This is a genomic window from uncultured Roseibium sp. (assembly GCF_947499295.1).
GTDB lineage: Bacteria > Pseudomonadota > Alphaproteobacteria > Rhizobiales > Stappiaceae > Roseibium.
In genome coordinates this window covers 89,245-103,738 of sequence record NZ_CANMNP010000013.1, presented here as the reverse complement: position 1 = coordinate 103,738, position 14,494 = coordinate 89,245, and the positions used below count along the sequence as shown (strand labels likewise).

Here is a 14,494-nt window from a genome sequence, read left to right as displayed (position 1 = left end):
CCTCCCCCTGAAGAAGTCCTCATGGAACAATCGCTCTTGCTGTAGGTGTGTCTGTGAGTTCTCAGCTGTTGCGCTTTAGGCGTTTGTCAGGCCGAATGTGGATCCGCCCTGCTTGATCGCCTGCAACGACCTTGTTGCACCCGCTTCGCTCAACGCCGCGTATCTTTGGATTGCTGAATTAAGCTCTGATCCACCCAGTCGCAGACGCCGCGCACGCATCGTGAGAATGTCTTTAAAAGCTTCAGTGGTCACGCCATTGGCCTTGCAGACAATGATGAGTGGTTTATCGCTTGAACTGAAGAGAAGTTGAGAGACTGCAGCTGATGGGAGATCACTCAACTTTGCCAGTAACATTCCAAGTTCCGCCGTTCTATCCGCGCGTGCGAAAGCGGTAACGGCGTCATCAACCTTCGTTTTCTTTGCGATAACGTCCTTTATCATCGCGTTTGATTGCTCACGTGCTTCATCCAGCTTTTGGGTGCGAGCGGCAACTTCTGTTGCTGCTCTTTCCGCCATAAGCTGAACAAGTGTGTTGTCTGCGCCAAGCGCACTGACGCGGCTCTTCAACTCGGAGGTCAAAAACGGTAGCAGCGCGCGTCCGGCCTCGTCCGGAAGATCACTCCGATCTATGAGCGCTGCTTGGATCGCCTCATCGGATCGTGCTTTCTCGACCAGCTTTAGAAATGAAGCGTCTGCGAACTCAGCACCCTGGTTGTTTGCAACTTTGCTGAGAACCTTGGAGTCCCCTCGGTCAACCAGGACTTCCGTGACGGATTTGTCGACACACTTTCGTCCGGCGATCGCTCCAAGGTGATCCATTGAGGCGGAAGACGCAATCGAAACTAGGTCCTCAGAAGTCAGAACAGTCGAATGTTCCAGAACTGGCTCGGCGACATCAATTTTGTCGCTGGCCAGCTTGACCATAAGCTCGTTTGGCGCATCCTTCTCTCGACAGACACGCTTGGCCAGAATTATCCGAGTTTCGTCTTCAAGCTGACCAAGTACTTTCAGAACAATGTCACCGAAGAGCAAACTGATCTGTTCATCGCGGTCATCCCGGCTGCTGACGAACAAATCGGTTAACATCGTGATCAAGCTCTTGCGGCCTGACGCACTGGGGTCCCTAGCCAGATCTGATAATTTCGAAAGACTGATCATCAAAGCTCCGACGCGCATCTCGCGTTAGCGGAGATTACCATCCTCCCCTTAACACTCCGCTACCGATGGCGACTAGAAATCCGACCCTGGTAGCTGTCCCGAAGTGTGGCGAAAACAAGCGTGAGCAAAAATTATCAACGTCATTAGTCAGAAAAAGCGACCATCTTTCCATTCACGCAATGTATCTTTTTCTTTCAACAAGTTACTTATTTTTTTGGTACCCAAAACAACCCGTACGAGCATTTCTTCATTGCATTGCAGCATCTTTTTTGCTTCGCTTCCTTAATTCACTGACTTAATATTGGTTAGTCAGACAGAGGTAATCGGGAGCGGGCAGATGACCCTAGTACGAAACCTGAATGTGATTGCCTTCCTTGCAGCTTTCGTCTTTTTGGCTGCGATTGTGGTTGGACTGATTTAGTTCCAACCGAAAAAAGAAAGAGAATTTAGGCCGTTAGGTCACTATCGGCCTGTTGGAAATTAAATTAAACTTGTTTATAGCGACTTAGCTGCCAGCCGCACCAGAAGGTGTCGGCCGGTCAGTTGTGTGGATTGATCAAACTGGCCTTTATGTTCGTCGGGAAGCGACAACAAGCTTTAAACAAGTTAGATCGCTCAGCTCAGTCGAAACGCCAAATCAAATCAAACACTCTCTTAGGTTGCAAACCCTGAAAGTCCTTAGACATATTCGCGGTTGGCGGGCTCCCACTAAGCTGCTGTCTGTAGCGATGCGGCCAGTGCTGCTTGGCGTCGATTTGGGTCGACCATAAGTTGGTCGGCGGCGACGACTTCAACATCGATGATACCGAGAAACCCAAGAACGTGTTTTAAATAGTTGGTTGCAAAATCAATTTCGGATCCAACCTTTGTGCCTCCCGATGCCACAACAACGATTGCTTTCTTACCCTCTAAAAGGCCCACTGGACCATTGTCAGTGTACCTAAAGGTCTCGCGTGCACGCGCGACAAGATCTATCCAGGCCTTCAGAGCCGCTGGTATGGAAAAGTTGTAAATCGGGCTGCCTATGACAATCGTGTCCGATAACTTAAGTTCGTTCACGAGCGTATCTGACAGCGCCAACCTCATACGCTGCTCTGAGGTACGCAATGCTTCATCCGTGAAGTTAGCCTCCACCCACGCTTCTTCCAGGAACGGCAAGCCTTGCGAAACATCACGCCGCAACACCTTTGCATCTTTGAACTTCTCGAGCATGTTCTTCACCAGCACCTCGGTAAGTTCACGGGTTACTGAGCCCTCGACACGTGCCGAGGCATCGATGTGAAGAATTGTTTTTTCCGAATTCTGCATCTCTCTCTCCAGTATACGAAGCCAATTGCTTACAGATCGTTTCTGAATTAGAGATAATATCTGGATTTTTTGATCACTAGGTCATATTTATTGAACAGTGTGTTGAGGCATCAGACCATCACAGTTCTGAAACTAGATCAGAATTTCAGTGCGCATTAAACCTTGCTCATTGGAAGCCAAAGTGGCTTCAGGCGAATTGGCGAGCGGATGAAAGGTTATTTGCACTTTCCAGATCAACGCAGCCGACTAGTCCGTAAGGAAATCAAAATTCCGCAACCCGATGGAGACAATCGTTGCCTCACCAGCACACATAAAACTCCAGATTGTCAGCAGAAAACAAACGAGTATTGGACCAAGCACTTTAAAATTTACAGACTGTGTTGGGTTTACTATCTCAGCCCGCTTAGAATTCTGTACAGCCCTGCGAGCACCAAAGCACCAATAACCGTATTGATTATTTTTCCTTTGACGCTCAACGTTCCTTTCCGAAGATCCCGAAGAAAATGCATGTCTTTCTGCGCTTCCAAAGGTTGATCTACGTCCACACCGAGTGTCCGTAAAACTTCTCGTGCCCCCTCTGCCCCACTTTCACGGGCGACTTTGCGTAACTGGTCCTCAGTCAAATCGCTCTCCTCGAAATCCCACTTTGATTGTTTGATACCATTGATGACATCGCCGAACACGGGCATTTGCCCTGCCTAGCGCTTGATCGGTGCGGATCAAGGCAAAGTCCAGTGGCTCACCTTCTCGAACGCCCGAGCGCTCTTTTTTCCGGCAATCCCCTGGATAGTCGGGCAACTCTTTGGTTGCCTCTGTCTCTGCGGTTTGTTTCGCGGCCGCCCGCAATCGATCGTCAGCGGTTGCGCAAGCGCTCAAAAAGACCAGGCTGCACAATGCAACTGTCCTCGACAGTCGAAACATAATGCTCCAACTCCTGTGATGCGGCTTCCGCTTCCGCGTTGGCCTGTTCAATTAGGGAGAGAAAACGCCGGTTGGCTCGATCGGTGACGACCTTGCGGCGCTTCAGTTCTGCAAGCCGAGCACGTGCTTCGGTCAATTCCACATCTGCCACGTATTCAACAACGGCCTTCCGAACCGCGCTCGACTTGTCTACCAGATGCCAAATGAAAATGCCGCCCAAAACGGCGGCAATGGCAAGGGCAGAGCAAGCGGTACGGCTTTGAAGGATCCAGGCAACCAGACCCATTATCTTAGGCCTTCCAGACACATCTTGTGCTCAGCCGTACGGCGGTTGACCAAGCCTTTGATCGTTCGGCCGCCTGCCTTGTTAAACCAGGTGGCAGCGTTGCAAGCGCCTTTGTAGTCGCCACGGTTCAGACGTTTTCGCGCCGTCGACCGGCAGAAGGCCGCTACCCCTATGTTGTAAGTCAAACTCACAAAGGTGACATAGGACTTGGCAGGAATAGAGTAAGGGTTGCGCAGGCACTTGCGCATGCCGCGTTCGTGTTTCTTGAGCGAGGCCAGTAACATTGCATCACATTCGGCCTTTGTGTGCCGGTCGCTCATCTTCACGCCGTAGGTCTCGCCGTAACAGACGGTTGGCACTCCCACAACATCCTTGTAGGCGACCAGGCGCAGGCCTTCCCATGCACCCACAAGAGCAATTGCAGCCGCACCAATAGTACCGGCCAGGCGGGTTTTACGTCCCATCTTTCATGTCCTTTTGATGCCATCAAGTGGTTTCCTTCTTTGGTCCGTTCTTTTGCCCCAACGCGCTGAATGCAGCTTCTGCCCGCTCGCGCGCTGACGACGGACGACCTCCATTTCGTTCTCTATTTGTTCCTATTGGTTTGTTTCGCCTTTCGCTTTGCCGATGGCCTTCGCCACGCGCCACTGATGAAACACTGGTGCTGCGTTGCTTCAGATGTCTCAACTCGAGCGTCAGCAACCTTGTTCGCGCCTTTTCAAGTGCAAATTCATCCTCGAGCCTTGCATCCGGCCTTTCCGCCCTGATCCTCAAATGCGCAACCTTCGCACGCGCCGCATCGATTTGATCCCTAAGCTCGCTCATCGCCGGGCCTCCCAACCGCATCTGCACCTAACGCATCTGCCGCCCGCGCCTCTGGTTCGGCCGAAAGCCGGGTCGATTTCATTGCAGTTCTCATTGTGCTTCCCTGAACATACTCTTTACACGAGTAATTCGTACGCTTTGCGCGTACGTACGTCAAGGTAGATTTCTATAAAGTTGTATGCTATTGCGTACACCACGGACAACAACCGGCATCAGCAAGCATGAGTGAAATCGAGCAATCCGCTGTCTCAAGACAGCTTGTCGACCTGAAGGATAGAAGCGGCTTGTCCATTCGCGCCATCGCGCGCGAAATGGGCTATCAGAACGCGTCGTCCATTCAGCGGTATTTCAGTCAGGACTATTCAAAACCTGCTCTGCCTTCGGACTTTGTCGCCAAACTGCTGCCCGTTCTTATTGGAAAGGGCGAACACCCGATCACGCGCGAGGACATCCTGGCGCTTGCCCCGGACTCCATCACGGATCTGGAGGCTGCAAGCACGCCTTCAAGAGCGGCGCAGGCACTGGAAATCAAGGGGCAGGTTGCCGCCGGTCTTTGGATGGAGGCCGGCCTTTTCGAAACTGACGCAACAAAAAGGGCGACACTTTCAGGTGATCTGAGGTTTCCTCCAGAAAGCCAATATCTTTTGCAAATCAACGGCGAAAGTCTTAATCGAATTGCACGGAACGGCGATTTCATTCTGTGTCTGGACTTCATGGAAGCCGGCATCGAAATCAAATCCGGTGACCTTGTTGTGGTGGAACGCTCTCGCGACGGCGGACACACGATCGAACGCACTGCGAAACGTATCTTGCGCCACAACGGTCAGATTGAGCTTCTCCCTGAATCGGATGACCCCCGGTTTCAGGAACCGGTTGTTTTTAACGAGCATGATGAGGAAGCCACGGAAGTCCGCATCATTGCGAAGATCCTGAGTGTTATCCGTCAAATCGTCTGATAGCTTTGAACGCCATCAGTGCACCAGCGCGTGAAATACTGCTGAATTGCGCGCTTGGATTTCGAGCGGCCTCTTCAGAGTTGATGCTTAACGAACCTCCGCAACCTTTTACGTATCGAGCATACGCCTTGACTCATTCGACTTGATTTGTACGCATTTTGCGTATAAGCTGACTGCGTATGAACGTATTGGAGGTATGTGAATGGCGTTGAACTTGGACCGATCTTACTTTTCCGTTGTCTGTGATCTCGGCAATTGTCTTTATACGCCCGAACGAGGGCTGGAGGAAATGGACCTGAAGAAGCTCATGGAAGACATTCGGAGCGGTCAGCTGGAAAACATCATGGCAGTCTTCGAATTCAATCCGGAAGAGGGTTGGTGCAACAACATCACGGACACTGTTCTGGAAAGTGCCTTCCCGGAGCCCGAACAAGATATCGGACAAGGTGCTGCTTGGTCCGACTATGGCGGCGAAATGATCGATGGAAAACGCGCAGGCGTTCCGCTCCTTGCGGCCGCCTAAAACAAGGCGTGGCAACAGGCAGAGGCAACTTTCAATTCAGATCCTTCAGAAGCCTGCCATGCCGCCTGGTTTGCTGAACAACTTGCCCGAATGTTTCAAATCCGAGTGAGGTCAGAACTGGTAGCAATTTACACAATGCCTCGGCGGTTGCCCGCGCATCGCCCAGCGCGGTGTGGCGAAGCTCTTGAGGAATTTCAATACCAAGCCTGTCGCACAATCCGTCAAGTGAGTGATCTTCTGCTGTCCCGAACACAACAGCTGAAAGCAGCACTGTGTCCAGGATCGGGTGTTCCCAGGCAAGCCCCGAGAGCCTGCCATGTCGCCGGAGAAATGCCATATCAAATGGCGCATTATGCGCGACAATCACCGCATCCCTGGCAAAATCGTGAAAAAGTGAAACAGCCTGTTCTGCGCCCGGTGCATTCGAGACCATATCGTCATTGACCCCGTGAACCTTGGTTGAGGCCGGTGGTATCGGACGTCCAGGATTGACAAGCTGATCAAGCGTTTCACCTTCCACAATACGCCCATTCACGACCCTGACCGCGCCTATCTGCACGATCTCGTCCTTGTTGGGCATCAATCCCGTCGTTTCGGTGTCAAACACCACGAAGCTGAGATCCTTGAGAAGAATGTTCTCAATCTCTCGCTCCGTATCGCGTGCCGACAAATCAAAATCATAAATCAGGGGGCGTGCAGCCTCCGGCGCCATGGATGCGTCGGTACCGTCGATCAGGATCATGTATCCGGTTGCTGCGCTCAGCTTTTTCAGGCGCAACCTGAAATTCAAGTTGCCGCGGGTTCCGCGCACACTCGCCTCAATCTCTCGCCGGGCTCCATCGAGTTTTTCAAGTTCCGATTCCAGATCGCCTTTTTCAAAGTAGTCGAAGATAGAAGCGCTTAAGCGCGGCACTTGAACCTGCCCAAGCACGTCCGCCGCCTGGCCGTCATAGAGCATGATGCGGTTGGCTGGGCTGACGAGAACGATTGCCACCGGTATTTCGGTCAGCAGCAACGCCAGATGGGCTCTTTCGGCTGTCAGTCGGCTCGTTTCCTCGGCAATCAACTCGTCCGCGTCTTCTGATACTTCAGACAGCCTGCCCGAAACGGCACGAAGGGCCGGAGCAAGGTCACCAAGGTAGCGCGCCTGATCCAGATCGAAGGGAGCGTTTGTGTCCGCATGAATGCGCGTTCGCATCGCAGAGGCCATATGCTCAATCGGCTTGGCGACATTTTCATCAAAGAGCAGCCAGACAGCCGCGCAAATCGCCAGCAGCCCAAATCCGGAAAGGATAGCCGCAAACACAAATCCAGAGGCCGGATCGGTATCCGCTGTCCTCAGAAATCCGACATAGAGCGAGACACCAACGACCAGGATGCTGCCCGCACTGACCCCGGCAAACAACAAGAAGATACGGAAGCGCAGGCTGAGCGAGGTAAACATCACTCTGTCCCGCAGATCGTCGATATGATCGGGTCTTCGGCTGGCACATGCGTCCAGTTGATGCCGTTTATCACGCCGTCAGCTTCGAAACTCACGCCATCCATCAGGGCGGCTCGTTTGAAGGCAACGCAATCGGTAACCACGGGCAATTTGCTGACAGGAGACCATCGACCGAAAAAATATGTTTCCGCAAGCCTGACTGCCGGTTGCGCCGGATGGGTGCGAACCGATGCCAGATCTATGGCAACGAAGCGCTCCACAAACGGAAAGACATATGTCCACGGCCGATAAAACGCTGTGTTTTCGACTGTCTGGGCAATCACCACCTCTTCCGGCAGCGTGTCCTTGATCCTTGGATACCAGCCGTATTCATTCGCAATGGTTGTCGCCAACATCGCAATACCGGCAGCCACAGGTGCAAACCAGCGCGGAAGACGCCCTTTCAACGTTCTGTTCAGCAGCATCACGAGACCGGCGGCTGCTACGCCCGCAACGATCGTCGCGATCAGTTCCACAAACATGGCTTCCTCCCGTGAGCCACTGCATTCTTTGCCGCAGCGGCTCTTTGTAGTTTGTTAGCTTAGCATGCCCCGTCCATGCCCCGCGGCGGACTGCATCGTCTTCACCACGACAAAGGCATCCCGGAGATGGCTCCGTTCAAAATCGGATAGACTGGACGGTCGCAAAAAGTTGTCCAGCGCCTGTCCTTGCTTGATCAGGTTGGACTGATGCTCCAAACGTGTCTCGGCGATCAAGTCATAGGCATCCAAAAGATCCCCGGCTCCCGATTGGCTGAGCTGCCCCGTTTGCCGGGCTTCTTCGAGCCGCGCCCGTGTATTGACGGAGCCAATTTGTCCGCGCAATGCGTAAATGCGGGCAAGGTCGACGATCGGCACAACACCGTTGAGCTTCAGATCCAGTGCATTTTTGTGCTCACCCGAGCGGATTGTCGCAAGTCCGCGCAGCAGGTTTAACGGCGGCATGTGTTTCAGGGAATTGCTGATCATGTGAGCCACAAAAATCGAATTTTCGCTTGCCGCTTTGAGCGTCGTTTCCTGCAGCTCTTCAAACAGAGACGTGTCTCCGCCGATGGGTCGCAGATCGAACATGACGGAACTCAACATCTGCGCTTCAGGGTCAGGCTTGGCGATCCACCTCTCATAGTAGGACCTCCAGACGCGCAAAGGCTGGCACCAGCGCGGATTGGTCGCCATCATGTCCCCCGGACAGTAGACGTATCCGCAAGTATTGAGCCCATCGGAAACCATTCGCGCCAGATCGGCGAAATAGCCGCTCCGGCCTTCATCGCTCACTTCATCTGAAAGAAACAGGCAATTGTCCTGATCGCTGACGCCTGTTTGCTCCTGCCGTCCTTGAGACCCGCAGGCAAGCCAAAGGTAAGGTACTGGCGCAGGACCGAGTTTGCTTTCCGCAAGCGACAGCAAACGACGCGTTGCTGTGTCGGCAATATCGGTTATGAGTCTTGTGACAATCTCATGCCGGCTGCCACCCGCGACCAGTTGGACCAGCAGCGCCGGAATACGCGCTGTAACCTTGGAGATCTCCTCTGCGTCAGCACAGCGAGAGATTTCGCCTACCAACTCGGCTGAACTTATCGCCTGAAAAGTTGTCAGATCCGTTTGTGTGACAATTCCAGCCAGGCGCCCTCCGTCAACAATCGGCACATGACCGATCTTTCTCTCCATCATCAGATGCAGAAGATCCGAACCGATAGCAGAGGTTGGGAGTGTCACCGGGTTGCCAGTCATGATGTTTCTGACAGGCGTCCCGGGATCCAACCCTTCTGCGAGCACTTTTCCCGAAAGGTCTCGAATGGTGACGATACCGACAAGAGTTTCGTCCTCGTCAGTGACACAGAGGGACGACACCCGGTTGTCGCGCATTTCTCGAGCGGCAAGTTGTGCGCTGTCTGCCGGTCGACAGGTGAGAGGGTCCTTCGTCATGAGCGTTTCCGCTCGAGTTGTCGCCAGCTCATTGCCGCGTGCTTGTTTCTTGGGTGCTCTGTTGAAGAACAATGAGACGGATTGTTGTGTCGCCAGAAGGTCGTGAAACACCGCCGGTGGCAACACAAGCAAAAGAGTATCCTCGCTCGTTCGCGCCGAAGTCACGGCCACACCGTCCAGCATCAGCCCGCGTTCGCCAAAGGAATTGCGTAAGCCCAGCTGACTTATGAGCTCGCCGTTTTCATCGCGAACCTCGACGGCCCCGTCATAAATCAGGAAAAGGCCGCGCAATGTGTCACCGAGATCATAGACAACGCTATTGGTTGCCAAATTCCACACATCAATCTGACCGGACAAATTCGCCAGCAGGGTTTCCGGCAGCACATCATATGGATGGACCGATTTCAGGAACCGCAGGATCTGATCCGGTTTCAGGGGCATATGCGTTGGCCTTGTCTGAGAAATGCTTGTCCGGGAAATGCAAGGGTCCTGCCCGTTCAAGAACGGACAGGACAGGTCTGGGAGAAATGAGGAGCCGAAAATCGGCTCCCCAATGGCTGCCTTAGTGCGCTTGAGCTTCGCCCGCGCCCCGCGGCACACGTACGCTCTCGACGAGATCCTTGATCTCTTGAGGCGTTTCCTTGGACATGCCGGACACAACATATGCAACTGCAAAGTTGACCAGCGCGCCGATTGCACCAAAGGACGTTGACTTGATCGGCCCAAGAAGCGGATCAGCGTCCGAGAAGGAATTGGTGTCGGGGATGAACAACCAACCCTTGTGCAGGAAGATATAGACCAGGGTTACAACAAGGCCTGCCAGCATGCCTGCCACGGCACCGGTGTTGTTGATGCGGGTCGAGAAGATACCCATCATCAGCGCCGGGAAGATGGAAGCTGCCGCCAGGCCGAACGCAAGTGCCACGGTCTGGGCCGCGAAGCCGGGCGGATTGAGGCCCAGATAGGTCGCCACGACGATCGCAACCGCCATCGCTATTCGGGCCGATAACAACTCACCCTTTTCAGAGATTCTTGGATTGATCGCCCCTTTGATGAGATCGTGACTGACCGCCGACGATATCGCCAGCAAGAGACCGGCTGCGGTTGAGAGTGCGGCCGCCAGGCCTCCCGCGGCCACCAGACCGATCACCCAGCTGGGGAGGTTTGCAATCTCCGGGTTCGCCAGAACCAGAATGTCGCGGTTAAACTTGGTCAACTCGTTCCCGACCCAGCCCTTTTCTTCCGCAACAACCTGCATTTCGGCATTCTGGTCGTTGTAGTACTGGATCTTGCCGTCACCGTTCTTGTCTTCCCAATCGAGAAGACCGGTTTTCTGCCAAGTATCCATCCAGTCATACTTGGGATCCTCGGCAATCGTTTCGACCGCAACGGCACCGCCATTGATCCCGCCATTTGGCCACATCATTTCCGTGATGTTGAGCCGGGCCATGGCGCCGACAGCCGGAGCCGTCAGATAAAGAAGCGCGATGAACACAAGCGTCCATCCGGCGGACCAGCGGGCGTCGGAGACTTTCGGCACGGTGAAGAAGCGCATGATCACATGCGGCAACCCGGCAGTACCGATCATCAGCGACAGGGTGAACAGCACCATGTTTAAAGTATCGGAATGGTGCGCCGTATAGGAATTGAATCCAAGATCCGTGACCACCTGATCCAGCTTGGTCAGAAGCGGGACTCCGCTGGCAACATCATCTCCAAAAAGACCGAGACCCGGGATCGGATTTCCCGTCAGCTGCAACGAAATGAAGACCGCCGGAATGGTATAGGCGGTGATCAGAACCACATATTGCGCCACCTGCGTGTAGGTCACGCCTTTCATGCCACCGAAAACCGCATAGGCAAAGACAACACAGGCACCGATCAGCAGACCGGTCGTGTTGTCCACTTCCAGAAAGCGGCCAAAGGCAACGCCAACCCCGGTCATTTGCCCGATAACATAAGTGGTCGAGGCAACGATCAGGCAGATAACTGCGACGATGCGAGCTGTCTGGCTGTAGAACCGGTCTCCAATGAATTCGGACACCGTAAACTTGCCGAATTTGCGCAGGTAAGGCGCAAGCAGCAATGCCAGCAGGACGTAGCCGCCGGTCCAACCCATTAGGAACGTGGAATTGTCATAACCGGTGAAGGCAATCAGACCGGCCATTGAAATGAAGGAGGCGGCCGACATCCAGTCGGCGGCAGTCGCCATACCGTTGGTGACGGGATGAACACCACGTCCAGCGGCATAAAACTCAGACGTCGAACCCGCTCGGGCCCATATTGCGATGCCGATGTAGAGCGCGAAAGAGCCGCCCACAAACAGCAAGTTGATTGTAAACTGATCCATTTGTTCAGGCGCCCTTATTCTTCGTCCACACCGTGTTCACGGTCGACCTTGTTCATCCATATTGCGTAGAAAAAGATGATCGCCAGGAAGACGAGAATGGAACCCTGTTGAGCGAACCAGAAGCCGAGGTCGGTTCCGCCAACGGAAATTCCGCTCAGCAGCGGCCGCAGCAAGATGCCGAACCCGAAGGAGACCAGCGCCCAGATAACGAGGCTGATCGAAATGATGCGCATATTGGCTGCCCAATATCCGTTTTTGGATGAGTTGTCGGACATGATGTCTCCTCCGCCTAAACCCGTGTTGTCCCTTGAGGCGTGGCTGAAGCCACAACCTGCTTCGCTTGTCCCGCGGCAGAGTGCTTTGCCGTCGCGGTCCATCCTCCCGCCCGGCTTCCAAGAGCGGGCGCAGCAGCGGCAAGCACCCCGTGGTGCCGCAACCGGTTCGCAAATGCAGAAACTTGGCGGCCGGAACAGCCAACCGCTTACGAAGCAGTTGGCACCTCAGTCCAGGACCGGGACCGGCTGCTGCGGTCGAAGTAGGCCCTCGCTGGCGCAAGCGTCTGATTGCTGCAACGCAGTGTAGTAACAGCGCGCCCTTGTCAGACAAGACTACTTACGTATGGCCTACTTACGTATATCAATACTTAGGTATATAATCACTTTGGCTGAGACATACGTATTTACCCTGATAACTCAATAAATATTCCTTGAAACACCGAACCAATACCCTCAGAGGCTGTATAGATTGAAGAAATAGACCGAAGCGTACTCTCAACTAAAGATGTTTTTCTATTGTAAAAGTAATTAGTTAGGCGAAATTTTCCAAGAAACTGACCATTTATTGACAGTTTGATTTTTACTTAAAATATGGATGAAAGGAAGTGACTTTAAAGTAATCCTAAGTACTCATCCGCAGGTTCTTGAACGATATACATCGTTTGACACTCTTCGGAAAAATTGCCGAAGCTGATCGATTGACGATGCTGGCCAGCAACGCGGTCGACCTTGCGGTCTAATTTTTCAACGCCAATGCACACATCGGCTCTTTTTTGAGGCATTGACAAAATACATATATCGAGATATTTCGATTTATGGACATCGAAAAGTCAATATCAGCCCTGAACAATCCGGTCCGCCGCAGGATTCTAGAGTGGTTAAAGGACCGCTCAAACTTTCCGCCTGCTTTACCAAGTCATGAAGACCTGGAAGGTGTGTGCGTCGCATACATTCAGGAGAAAGCCAAACTCTCTCAGTCGACAGTCTCCAATTATATGGGATTGTTGAAACAAGCAGGTTTCGTGGTTGCAGAACGCCATGGACAATGGACATTCTACAGACGTAACGAAGAAAATATTCAAGCATTCATCGCTGCTGTCAAAGACGAACTCTCGAAGCCTTGAGTTACAAAAATGACCCTGGTCTAAACCGGCATGCGTTCAATTGAACCTGTATATCGAAATATTTCGATGGAAAGAAAAGATGAGAACCCAACCTGCGACAAACCCGCTGGCGTTGCCACTAGACCTCCCCTGTGGCGTGCAATTGAAAAACAGATTGATCAAGTCGGCTATGTCTGACTCCCTTGGAGATGGCGCAGGAAACCCCACGAAAGCTCAAATCCGGTTGTATGAAAGATGGGCAGAAGGCGGTGCCGCTCTCTCGCTGATAGGAGAAGTCCAAACGAGCCCACACTATCCGGAGAAACCGGGCAACCTCGTTTTGGCACCAGGCGTAGACTTAACTGCCATGAGGGAATTGGCGAAACGCGGATCAACAAATGGTGCGCATATCTGGCCACAGCTTGGTCACGCTGGTGCACTGGCTCATGGACCGATCAGCACCCCCAAAGGGCTGTCTCCTTTGGATGTTGATGGTTTGAAATGCGAGGGCATGTCGTTGACTGAAATCCATGACCTGCCTCGGTCCTACGCACAATCTGCGACACTCGCGCAAAATGCTGGATTCGGCGGCGTCTTGATCCATGCCGGTCATGGGTTTTTGTTCAGTCAGTTCCTCTCTCCTCTTTTCAATCACCGGACTGACGCCTATGGCGGCTCGGTCGAGAGACGTTTTCGCATCGTCGGCGAAGTCGTTGATGCTGTTCGAGGTGCTGTTGGACCAGCTTTTCCGATTGGCATAAGGATCAACTCGACCGACAAGCTCGAAGGTGGACTTTCTGCGGAAGATGCGCTGGAAGTTGTGCGCCTACTGGACGCTACGTCAGTAGATCTGATCGATATCAGCGGCGGTACATATTTCCCAGGCGCTAGATCGAGTTCTGATGGCACGTCCTCATCTGGGCCCTATTTCATTGACTTTGCCAAACGCGCCAAAAAAGTCACGTCCAAGCCAATCATTTTGACAGGAGGATTTGAAACCCGGGACCAGGCTCAGCAAGCCTTGCAGGATGGCTCCGCAGATGCAATCAGCCTTGCCCGTGCAATGGTGTTGAACCCCTCGTTGGCGAATGCCTGGCTAAGCGATGCAGGTGGCGTTCCTGAGTTTCCGATGTTCGATAAACCTCCGCGTGGAGGCATTACCGCATGGTACTCAATGCTTCTGACAGCCTTGGGAGAAGATAGGGAAGATCATTTCGACCAAAGTCCGGCAGAAGCGCTGGCAACATATGACGCCAGAGATGCCGAACGTTGCGCGATTTGGCTAAGTCGGTTCGGTTAAGCTGATCGAAACAGGGCTACGAATGTTCCTGGGTTGGTGTGGCGAACAGGTGGACACCCCTCCCATTCGGAGCAAACTAGA

15 protein-coding genes are annotated in these 14,494 nt (G+C 53.2%); 4 read left to right on the top strand and 11 right to left on the bottom strand.

The features are described from left to right. Window positions 1-75: 75 nt before the first annotated feature. From Q0835_RS19370 to Q0835_RS19345, 6 genes are all read right to left on the bottom strand, one after another. Window positions 76-1,086: a DUF2336 domain-containing protein gene (locus tag Q0835_RS19370; RefSeq protein ID WP_298963827.1), complete on the bottom strand. Its 1,011-nt coding sequence runs from the start codon at window positions 1,084-1,086 to the stop codon at window positions 76-78. Between the two features lie 780 nt (window positions 1,087-1,866). Continuing rightward, a complete protein-coding gene (locus Q0835_RS19365; protein WP_298963826.1) occupies window positions 1,867-2,466 on the bottom strand; it encodes an NAD(P)H-dependent oxidoreductase in 600 nt (199 codons plus the stop codon). A 389-nt stretch (window positions 2,467-2,855) separates the two neighbouring features. Next, window positions 2,856-3,155, bottom strand: coding sequence for a DUF6127 family protein (locus tag Q0835_RS19360; RefSeq protein WP_298963825.1), 300 nt, complete (start codon window positions 3,153-3,155; stop codon window positions 2,856-2,858). A 164-nt stretch (window positions 3,156-3,319) separates the two neighbouring features. Beyond that, entirely contained in the window at window positions 3,320-3,673 is a 354-nt protein-coding gene (locus Q0835_RS19355; protein ID WP_298963824.1) for a hypothetical protein, read from the bottom strand. After that, complete coding sequence (locus Q0835_RS19350) at window positions 3,673-4,137, bottom strand: lysozyme (protein ID WP_298963823.1); 465 nt, start codon at window positions 4,135-4,137, stop codon at window positions 3,673-3,675. The genes Q0835_RS19355 and Q0835_RS19350 overlap by 1 nt, the downstream gene beginning before the upstream one ends. Before the next feature lie 22 nt (window positions 4,138-4,159). Beyond that, window positions 4,160-4,498 carry a hypothetical protein gene (locus tag Q0835_RS19345; protein WP_298963822.1) on the bottom strand — a complete coding sequence of 113 codons (339 nt, stop codon included), beginning with the start codon at window positions 4,496-4,498 and terminating at the stop codon, window positions 4,160-4,162. 221 nt (window positions 4,499-4,719) lie between these two features. Between Q0835_RS19345 and Q0835_RS19340 the strand changes: the two genes are divergently transcribed. Both Q0835_RS19340 and Q0835_RS19335 read left to right on the top strand, forming a co-directional pair. After that, a complete protein-coding gene (locus Q0835_RS19340; protein WP_298963821.1) occupies window positions 4,720-5,454 on the top strand; it encodes a LexA family transcriptional regulator in 735 nt (244 codons plus the stop codon). Between the two features lie 202 nt (window positions 5,455-5,656). Beyond that, a complete protein-coding gene (locus tag Q0835_RS19335) occupies window positions 5,657-5,977 on the top strand; it encodes a hypothetical protein (protein ID WP_298963820.1) in 321 nt (106 codons plus the stop codon). A gap of 31 nt (window positions 5,978-6,008) precedes the next feature. Here Q0835_RS19335 and Q0835_RS19330 read toward each other — a convergent pair whose 3' ends face one another. The 5 genes from Q0835_RS19330 to Q0835_RS19310 form a co-directional block, all read right to left on the bottom strand. Next, window positions 6,009-7,421: an exonuclease domain-containing protein gene (locus tag Q0835_RS19330; protein WP_298963819.1), complete on the bottom strand. Its 1,413-nt coding sequence runs from the start codon at window positions 7,419-7,421 to the stop codon at window positions 6,009-6,011. Next, window positions 7,421-7,942 carry a hypothetical protein gene (locus Q0835_RS19325; RefSeq protein WP_298963818.1) on the bottom strand — a complete coding sequence of 174 codons (522 nt, stop codon included), beginning with the start codon at window positions 7,940-7,942 and terminating at the stop codon, window positions 7,421-7,423. Before Q0835_RS19325 ends, Q0835_RS19330 begins: the two co-directional genes overlap by 1 nt. 54 nt (window positions 7,943-7,996) lie before the next feature. Next, window positions 7,997-9,826: a DUF294 nucleotidyltransferase-like domain-containing protein gene (locus tag Q0835_RS19320; RefSeq protein WP_298963817.1), complete on the bottom strand. Its 1,830-nt coding sequence runs from the start codon at window positions 9,824-9,826 to the stop codon at window positions 7,997-7,999. A 121-nt stretch (window positions 9,827-9,947) separates the two neighbouring features. Further along, window positions 9,948-11,735 carry a sodium:solute symporter family protein gene (locus Q0835_RS19315; protein WP_298963816.1) on the bottom strand — a complete coding sequence of 596 codons (1,788 nt, stop codon included), beginning with the start codon at window positions 11,733-11,735 and terminating at the stop codon, window positions 9,948-9,950. Between the two features lie 14 nt (window positions 11,736-11,749). Next, window positions 11,750-12,010, bottom strand: coding sequence for a DUF4212 domain-containing protein (locus Q0835_RS19310; RefSeq protein ID WP_298821843.1), 261 nt, complete (start codon window positions 12,008-12,010; stop codon window positions 11,750-11,752). 815 nt (window positions 12,011-12,825) lie between these two features. Here Q0835_RS19310 and Q0835_RS19305 point away from each other — a divergent pair. Both Q0835_RS19305 and Q0835_RS19300 read left to right on the top strand, forming a co-directional pair. Further along, complete coding sequence (locus tag Q0835_RS19305) at window positions 12,826-13,134, top strand: metalloregulator ArsR/SmtB family transcription factor (protein ID WP_298963815.1); 309 nt, start codon at window positions 12,826-12,828, stop codon at window positions 13,132-13,134. A gap of 79 nt (window positions 13,135-13,213) precedes the next feature. Beyond that, window positions 13,214-14,413 carry an NADH:flavin oxidoreductase/NADH oxidase family protein gene (locus Q0835_RS19300; protein ID WP_298963814.1) on the top strand — a complete coding sequence of 400 codons (1,200 nt, stop codon included), beginning with the start codon at window positions 13,214-13,216 and terminating at the stop codon, window positions 14,411-14,413. Window positions 14,414-14,494 lie beyond the last annotated feature (81 nt).